We start from the raw sequence: 8,383 nt of genomic DNA on the forward strand, positions 1-8,383 counted from the left end.
CCAGTTCTTCACCGATGACACCCACCACGACCACGTCCACGTCGGGTTCACCAGCTGATCCGACAACGTCAGGCGGACAGAACCTAGTTGACGTTGACGCCGCTCCAGGCCGCGGCGACCGCGTTGTACTCGGTGCTGCCGGCGCCGTAGAGGTCGCGGGCGGCGTTGAGCGAGGCGGCGCGGGCGCCCTTGTAGTTGGTGGTGGAGGTCATGTAGACGGTCAGCGCGCGGTACCAGATCTTGGCGACCTTCTGGTTGCCGATGCCGGTGACCGTCGACTTGTTGCAGGTGGGGCTGTTGTAGGTGACCCCGTTGATGGTCTTGGTGCCGCTGCCCTCGCTGGCGAGGTAGAACCAGTGGTTGCCGACGCCGGAGGAGTTGTGGACGTCCAGCTTGCCGACCGAACTGCTCCAGCAGTCGGCCGACTTGCCGTCCAGCGAGGGCTTGTCGAAGCGGCGCAGCCACGGCGGGGTGGACTGGTCGCTGAACAGGTAGTCGCCGGTGTCGATCTTGTTGTTGGCGTACCACTCGACCATGGTGCCGAAGATGTCGCTGGTCGACTCGTTGAGGCCGCCGGACTCGCCGCTGTAGCGCAGGTTGGCGGTGGCGCTGGTGACGCCGTGGGTCATCTCGTGGCCCATGGTGTCGAGGTCGACCTGCTCGGGGTCGGTGGTGCCGTCGCCGTCGCCGGTCATCATGCAGAAGCAGCTGTCGGACCACTGGGCGTTGTCCCAGTTGGTGCCGACGTGGACGAAGACGGTGGCGCCCTTGCCGTCGTTCTTGATGCCGTTCCGGCCGTGCACGTTCTTGTAGTAGTCGTACGTCCAGGCGGTGTTGGCGTGGGCGTCGACGGCGGCGGTGGCGCGGTTGGTGGAGAACTTCTTGCCGTCGCCCCAGACGTTGGTGGTGCTGGTGAACGGGGTGCCGGAGCTCGCCTTGATCGAGCTGGCGGACAGGTTGCCGGCGTCCTTGGTGACGTGGCCGCGGACCGGGTCGGTCAGGGTGTAGCCGCCGTTGGCCGGGGTGGTGTCGACGGTGACCTGGCCGGTGTACTCGGAGTTGCCGGTGCCGGCGGCCTGGTGCTCGGCGTCGTAGGACTCGATCTGCTCGCCGGTGGTGGCGTCGGTGACGACGACCTTGCCGGCCGGCTGGCCGTGCTCGCCGGTGCCCTCGACGACGGTGCGCCAGGCCAGTCGCGGGGTGCCGTCGGCGGCCCAGACGACCAGTTCGGGGCTGCTGGTGGCGTCCCGGACGCCGGGGGCGGCGGAGATCGCGTTCGCGGCGCCGGCCTGGGCGGGGACCTTGGGGACGGTGGTCTTCACGGCGGCGTCGTGGGCGGCCGCCCGGGAGGTGTCCTTGAGCCTGCCGCGGGCGTCCTGGTGGACGACCAGGTCGCCGCCGACCACCGGGAGGCCCTGGTAGGTGCGGTCGAAGCGGATGTGCGAGGCGCCGTCGGCGTCGAGGACGACGTCCTTGAGGACGAGGTCCTGGCCCGCGCCGTAGCCGAACACCCCGGCGTTGTGGGTGACGTTGGCGCGGGCCTGGGCGATCGCGGCCTCGCGGGTGGCGGGGGCGGCGGAGGCCGTGGTGGGGACGGCCACAGCGGCGAGGGCGGCGACGACGGCTATCGCTCCGGCCGTGCGGGCACGGCGGGACGAGGAGTTGGGGCTCACTCTGACTCCGGTGGGGGTGGGGTGCAGGGAAAGGGGCTGCAAAGAGCTGCGACCGAGATTGACGGCGATCAGTCAGGTCGGGCTAGAGGAAAGGTCATAACTTTGCCAAGTTGTGTCCTGTTCCAATCAAAAATGATCGGAACTTAACAAGCCGTCTACGCTGCCGTCGTGACGATCGACTACCAGTGGCGCGGAGCGCTCACCGACCCCGAACTCGACCGCCTGCACGCGGACGGCTTCGGCCACCCCCTCGAACCCGGCCAGTGGCTGGCCCGCCTGGCGCGGCACAGCCTCGGCTGGGTCACCGCCCGGCGGACCGCCGACGGCGCCCTGGTCGGCTTCGTCAACCTCGCCTGGGACGGCGGCACCCACGCCTTCCTGCTGGACACCGTGGTCGCACCGGCCGCCCGGCGGCACGGCGTCGCCACCCGGCTGGTCGGCGAGGCCGCCGACGGCGCCCGCAGCGCCGGCTGCGCCTGGCTGCACGTCGACTTCGAGCCCCGCCTGCGCGCCCTCTACCTCGACGCGTGCGGTCTGCGCCCCACCGAGGCGGGGCTGTTGGCGCTCTGACGCCCTATGCTTCCGCTCCATGGACGGATGGGTGGGGGCCTGGACCGGCGGGCGGGCGGCGGTGCACCTGGGCAATGTCGCGGACTTCAACGCGCAGTTCTTCGCCCCGGGCATGGACGCCGCGCAGCGGGCGCGACGGCTGCGGCAGGCGCACCACTACGCCTGCCTGGCCGTCGGCTACAGCCCGGAACCGGCCGTGCTGGTGCTGCCCGCCGAGGTCGACCGGGTCTGGACCGACTGGCTGGGAAGGGAGTTGGGCTGGGGCCCGGTCGAGGTGCACACCGGGGTGGCGGGCGACCGGACGCTCGCCGAGGCGCTCGCCGCCCGCCCCGCGCTGGCCGCCCGGATCGCCGACTCCGGCCACCCGGTGGTCAGTTGGGGCCGTACGGCGGCGCAGGGCGAGGGGCCCGAGCTGGCCGCCGTCCGCCGCTACGAGTCCAAGGCCGCCGCGCACGGGCTGTTCGCCGCTCTCGCCCCCGAGCACCCCGGGGTCGTCGTCCCCGCCCAGGAGCGCGTGGGGAGCCGTCGCCGCGCCGCGCGCAGACTCACCGTCCGGGCCGTCCGGGGCCTGACCACCGTCCTCAAGAGCCCGTACGGCGTGGGCGGTTACGGCACCGTCGTGGTCGAGCCCGCCGAGCTGTTCGCCGCGGGCGGCGGAGGTGCCCTGCTGCGCCGCCTGGTGCGCTCCGAAGTCCTGCCTCCGGAGGGCGAGTTGCTGCTGGAGGAGTACGTGGACCCGGGCCCTTCCGCCCGGCTGCGGGACCTCACCTACGACGCCGTGATCGGCCCGGACGGCACCGTGCACCCGGTCGGGGCCGGTGTCATGGAGGTGGCCGGCACCCGCTACCAGGGCGTCACCGTCGGCCCCGGCACCGTGCCGCGGGCCGCCGCCGACACGGCGCGCGGGTTCGCCCTGGCGGTGGGGGAGCGGCTGGCCGCCGAGGGCCACCGCGGTTGGTACGACGTCGACTTCGTCACCGACCGGCAGCGCCGCCTCGCCCCCACCGAGATCAACCTGCGGCTCACCGGCCCCGCCGTCGCCTTCGTCCTGCGCGAACGGCTGGACCAGGTGCGCGGCCCCGGCCACCTCGTCCGCACCCTGGACGCGCTGCCGCTCGGCGCCCGGCTCGCCCCCGAGGCGCTGCACGAGCACCTCGACCGGCTGCGCCCGCGCTGCGCCCGGCTCAGCGTCACCCTGCTGCCGCTGATCCCGACGGCGGCCCACGACCCGGAGCCCGCCGTCGGCCGCGCACTGGCCGGGCCCGACGCCGAGGCGCTGGACGCCGCGCAGGCGCTGGTCGAGGCGGCCAACGGCGCGCTGGCCGGGATGTTCGAGGCGTTGCGCTGAACGCCTGCGGCCGGCCGGAACCTAGTGCCTCCTCCCCGCCTTCTGCTTCTGCACGGTCTTCGGCCGGCTGAGCAGGAAGACCACGACCACCATGGCGGCCAGCATCAGCGGGACGTTGAAGACGTAGACCATCACCACCTCGCGGGTCCAGTCGTTGGCCGCGGTGAGCCGGTAGAGGTTGTCCTGCGGCCACCAGGAGGCGAGCAGCCAGAAGATCGACAGGTAGGTGACCACGGACAGCCTGAACGACCGGCCCTGCCGCAGGACCGAGGGGAAGCCGAAGAACAGGAAGGCCATCCCGGCGCCGAAGGAGAGGTTCTCGAAGAAGTAGAGCAGCTCGAACCAGGTGTGGTAGCCGCCGTCGGGCACTGCCGAGAGGTCCGTCGCGCCCTTGAAGAAGACATTGGTGAGGCCCCACGCGAAGAACGCGACGACGATCGCGATCGCGACCGCGCAGCCGATCGGATCGGAGTCCGAACCGCCGCGCCCGCCGCCGCCCTTGCCGCTCCGCCCGGCCCCGCCCTTGCCGCCGCGCCCGCCTCCGGCCTTGGCCGAGCGCGGGGCGGTGTGCCCCGGAGGGGCGGGCAGCGGCAGCTTGGAGCGGTCGAGCTTCCCGGCGCGGGTGCGCGGCAGCTCGGGGACGACGACCACGGCGGTGGGGTTCGAGAAGCCCCTGAGCTGGGTCAGCAGGTACTGGGTGAGCGACCAGCCGTCCGTCCCGTCCCGGTCCGGCGCTCCTTGTACGGGCACCGCGTAGCCGACCAACTGCCGCTGTCCGGGCCGCGTTTCCATCTCGACCACGACCGCCTCCCGCACCTTCGGGTGGGTGCGCAGCGCGCCCTCCGCACGGGCCGCCACCTTGACCCGGGCGACCACCGTGGTCGGCCGGTCCGCGCCGAGCGGTCCGACCACGGTGGTGGCCCGGCCGACGAACTCCAGGACGCCGTCCTCCCGCAGCACCCCGAGGTCGCCGGTCAGCAGCACCCGGCCGTCCGGATCGAACCTCGCCCGGATGAAGCGGCGGGCGGTGTCCACCGGCCGGCCCAGGTAGCCGCGGGTCAGGCCGGAGCCGGCGACGGCGATCTCGCCGACCCGCCCGGGCGGCACCGGGGTGGCCCGGGGGCCGAGCACGTACACCCGGGTGCCGGGGAAGGGCCGGCCGACCAGCGAGACCCGCTCCGCGCCGGGGGCCGCGGCCGCGCCGCGCACCTCGAACCAGGTGCTGTCGACGGTGGCCTCGGCCAGACCGTAGACGTTCAGCACCCTGGTGCCCTCGCCGAGCAGCCGTTGCAGCGCCAACTGCTCGTCCAGGTACCACTTCTCGGCGCCGACGGTGAGCAGCCGTACTCCCGGCAGCCCGGCGCGGGTCACGGACAGCAGGTCGGTGAGCCGACGCGCGGTGCGGACGTTCAGCTCCATGACCGTGATCCGCTCCTCCGCGACCAGCGCGGGCAGCGCGGCGAGGTCGGCGGTGCGGTCCAGCGTGAGGTTGAACGGGGTGACCACCAGGGTGGCGCCGGTGCCCAGCGCGCGCACCCAGTCGGCGGTGAAGACGTCGAACTCCAGGCTGGCCGTCTGCAGGATCCGGTCCTCGGGCGTCAGCCCGTACACCTCGCGCCAACCCGCGTACGCGGCCAGCAGGTTGCGGTGCTCGACCAGCGCGCCGGTGGGCAGGCCGGTGGAGCCGGAGGTGTAGAACACGCAGGCGAGGTCGCCGGGGGTGACCTCCGGCCGCTCGAACCCGCCGTCCGGCCGCTCGAACCCGCCCTCCGGCTGGTCCTGGTCGTCGACGCAGACCACCTCGGCGCCGCCCGCGTCCGCGAGCCGGACCAGGTGGCGCCGCTCGGTGACCACCAGGCGGGGCGCGGCGTCGGTCAGCACGTGCCGCAGCAGTGCGTCGGGCGCGGTCGGCTCCAGCGGCACGAAGGCGGCGCCCGCCTTGAGTACCGCGAGCAGCGCCACGTACACCTCGGTGCCCCGGCCCAGCGCGACCGCCGCCAGGCCGCCGGGGGCCAGCCCGCGCCCCACCAGTACGGCCGCCAACCGGTCCGCCCGGGCGTCCAGTTCCCCGTACGTCAGCTCCGCCTCGCCGCAGCGCACCGCCACCGTCCCCGGCGCCCGGCGGGCCTGCCGCTCGACCAGAGCGTGCAGACTGCCCGGCCGTTCCTCGTCCGCCACCATCACGCCTCCCCCTCGCCCCCACGGAAGAGCACCATGTTCCTCCCAACTCCTCCCGCACGACAGGGTTCTGGACGGTTCACTCCTCGGACGGCCCGGCTCGGCCCCGGCCGACGGTTGTACGGTGCACACGGACGGTCGGCGCCGGGCCGGTCGGGTACGGCGCCCCGCCCCCCTGACCGGCACCACGATCGGAGAATCGCCCCATGGCCCCGTCCTTCGACGGCCCGCTGCTGCGCACCCAGGACGTCGACGTCGTGCGCGACGGCCGGCACCTGCTGCGCGGCATCACCCTGGAGATCCGGCCCGGCGAGCACTGGGCACTGCTCGGCCCCAACGGGGCGGGCAAGTCCACCCTGCTCGCCCTGCTCGGCGCGGTCTCCCACCCCACCCGCGGCACGGTGGACGTGCTCGGCCGCCGGCTCGGCCGGGTCGACATCCGCGAGCTGCGCGCCCACCTCGGGCACGTCAACCCGCGCCACCCGCTGCGCTCGCCGCTCAGCGTGCGCGAGGTGGTGCTCACCGGCCACACCAACACCATCGAGCCGGAGTGGCACCGCAAGCCCGCCCCCGAGGCGGTGGAGCGGGCCGAGCAGCTGATCGAGACCCTCGGCATGGCCGCGATGGCGGACGCCCCGTGGACCACGCTCTCCCAGGGCGAGCGCGGCCGGGCCCTGATCGCCCGCGCGCTGATGCCCAGCCCCCGCCTGCTGCTGCTCGACGAGCCCGCCACCGGCCTCGACCTGACCGCCCGCGAGCTGCTGCTGGACAGCCTGGACCTGCTGCGCCACCAGCACCCCGAACTGGCCAGCGTGCTGGTCACCCACCACCTGGAGGAGCTGCCGGAGAGCACCACTCACGCGCTGCTGCTGCGCGAGGGCGAGTGCCTGGCGGCCGGTCCGGTGGACGAGGTGATGACCACGGAGCTGATCAGCGCGACCTTCGGCCACCCGATCCGGATCAGCCGCCAGGACGGCCGCTGGACGGCCCGCGCCGCCGCCCGCCGCGCGCCGGGGAGGTAACGGTTCGGGCAGGGCAGGGGGCTGGGTATGGACGGTAAAGACTTCTTACGTAAGGTATGCCTTAGCTAATCAGGAGGCACCGGCCCGGCCGGCGCTTTACCCGGCCTTGGCACCCCCATGCCCTTTTCCGTTGGAGCCCCCATGTCCGCCCGCCGCCGTTCCACCGCAGCCGCGCTGCTCAGCCTCGCCGTGGCCACCGCCGCCCTGGCCGGCTGCGCGTCGAAGAAGGACGACAAGGCGGGCGGCTCGGACGCGGTCAAGGTCAACGCCACGGACACCGCCTGCGAGGTCTCGAAGACCAGCTTCCCGGCCGGTCACGTGGTGATCGACATCAGCAACAAGGGCTCCAAGACCACCGAGGTGTACGTCTACGCCGCCGGCGACAAGATCGTCACCGAGCGGGAGAACATCGGCCCCGGCACCAAGGCCAGCATCAACGCCGAGATCAAGGCCGGCAGCTACGAGGTCGCCTGCAAGCCCGGCATGGTCGGCGACGGCATCCGCCAGAAGATCACCGTGACCGGCGACAGCGGCAGCGCCGCCCCCGCCGACCCGCGCCTGGCCGCCGCCGTCGACGCCTACCGCAAGTACGCCCAGGAGCAGGCCGACGCCACCGTCCCGGCCGTCGAGGCCTTCGCCGCCGCGATCAAGGGCGGCGACCTGGAGAAGGCCAAGTCGCTGTACGCCCCCTCGCGCACCGGCTGGGAGCGCACCGAGCCGGTCGCCGAGAGCTTCGGCGACGTCGACCCCAAGACCGACACCCGCGAGGACAAGCTGGAGCAGGGCCAGGCCTGGACCGGCTGGCACCGGCTGGAGAAGGCCCTCTGGGCCGACGCCAGGATCGGCGACGAGGAGAAGACCCTCGCCGACCAGCTGGTCACCGACCTCAAGGACTGGCAGAAGAAGATCCCCGAGGCGGAGATCACCGCGACCAGCATGGCCAACGGCGCCAAGGAACTGCTCGACGAGGTCGCCACCAACAAGATCACCGGTGAGGAGGACCGCTACAGCCACACCGACCTCGCGGACTTCCAGGCCAACGTCGAGGGTGCCCAGAAGGCCTACGAGCTGTTGAAGCCGGTCGCCGCCGAGAAGAACCCGGAGCTGTCGAAGACCCTCGACTCCGAGTTCACCGCCATCAACGCCCTGCTCGCCAAGTACAAGCAGGCCGACGGCACCTTCACCCCGTACGACAAGGTCACCGAGGCCGAGCGCAAGACCTTCTCCGACGCGGTCAACTCGCTGGGCGAGCCGCTGTCGAAGCTGGCCGCCGCCGTCGTCGTCAAGTAGCCGACCGCCGAACCGGGTTCGGCCGTCACCGCAGCTCCGCAGCTCCGTAGTTCCGCAGGCCAGCAGGCCAGTAGGCCAGCAGTTCCGTAGTTCCGCAGGTCAGTAGTTCAGCAAGAGTGAGAAGGGCCCGCCCGCCGATGGACGCCGAGAACGAGCAGCAGCAGGGCGCTCCGGCCGCTGCCGCCACCGCCAACCCGGGCGCGGTCAGCCGCCGCGCCGTCATCGGCTGGGCCGGCGCGGGCGTCGCGCTCGGCGCCGCGGCCGTCGGGTCGGTCGCGGCGGCGAGCCGCCAGGACGACGAC

The 8,383-nt window shown here is 73.0% G+C and carries 6 protein-coding genes; 4 read left to right on the forward strand and 2 right to left on the reverse strand.

Annotation, left to right across the window (positions count from 1 at the left end; genetic code table 11):
* Positions 1-83: 83 nt before the first annotated feature.
* A complete protein-coding gene (locus tag ACFC1T_RS34770; RefSeq protein ID WP_375895723.1) occupies positions 84-1,673 on the reverse strand; it encodes a M4 family metallopeptidase in 1,590 nt (529 codons plus the stop codon).
* 168 nt (positions 1,674-1,841) lie between these two features.
* Between ACFC1T_RS34770 and ACFC1T_RS34775 the strand changes: the two genes are divergently transcribed.
* Positions 1,842-2,243, forward strand: coding sequence for a GNAT family N-acetyltransferase (locus tag ACFC1T_RS34775; RefSeq protein ID WP_375895726.1), 402 nt, complete (start codon positions 1,842-1,844; stop codon positions 2,241-2,243).
* A 19-nt stretch (positions 2,244-2,262) separates the two neighbouring features.
* The gene (locus tag ACFC1T_RS34780; protein ID WP_375895729.1) at positions 2,263-3,591 is read left to right on the forward strand and encodes a hypothetical protein; all 1,329 of its coding nucleotides are present in this window, start codon (positions 2,263-2,265) and stop codon (positions 3,589-3,591) included.
* A 21-nt stretch (positions 3,592-3,612) separates the two neighbouring features.
* On the opposite strand, the gene ACFC1T_RS34785 is transcribed toward ACFC1T_RS34780, so the two are convergent.
* Complete coding sequence (locus ACFC1T_RS34785; protein WP_375895732.1) at positions 3,613-5,772, reverse strand: amino acid adenylation domain-containing protein; 2,160 nt, start codon at positions 5,770-5,772, stop codon at positions 3,613-3,615.
* Between the two features lie 203 nt (positions 5,773-5,975).
* Here ACFC1T_RS34785 and ACFC1T_RS34790 point away from each other — a divergent pair, with 203 nt between their 5' ends.
* Positions 5,976-6,791 carry an ABC transporter ATP-binding protein gene (locus ACFC1T_RS34790; protein ID WP_375895735.1) on the forward strand — a complete coding sequence of 272 codons (816 nt, stop codon included), beginning with the start codon at positions 5,976-5,978 and terminating at the stop codon, positions 6,789-6,791.
* A gap of 141 nt (positions 6,792-6,932) precedes the next feature.
* Positions 6,933-8,081 (forward strand): iron uptake system protein EfeO, encoded by a 1,149-nt coding sequence (gene efeO, locus ACFC1T_RS34795; protein WP_375895737.1) that lies wholly within the window; start codon positions 6,933-6,935, stop codon positions 8,079-8,081.
* Positions 8,082-8,383 lie beyond the last annotated feature (302 nt).

The sequence above is a fragment of the Kitasatospora sp. NPDC056076 genome (genome assembly GCF_042266305.1).
In the GTDB taxonomy this organism is placed as follows: Bacteria; Actinomycetota; Actinomycetes; order Streptomycetales; family Streptomycetaceae; genus Kitasatospora.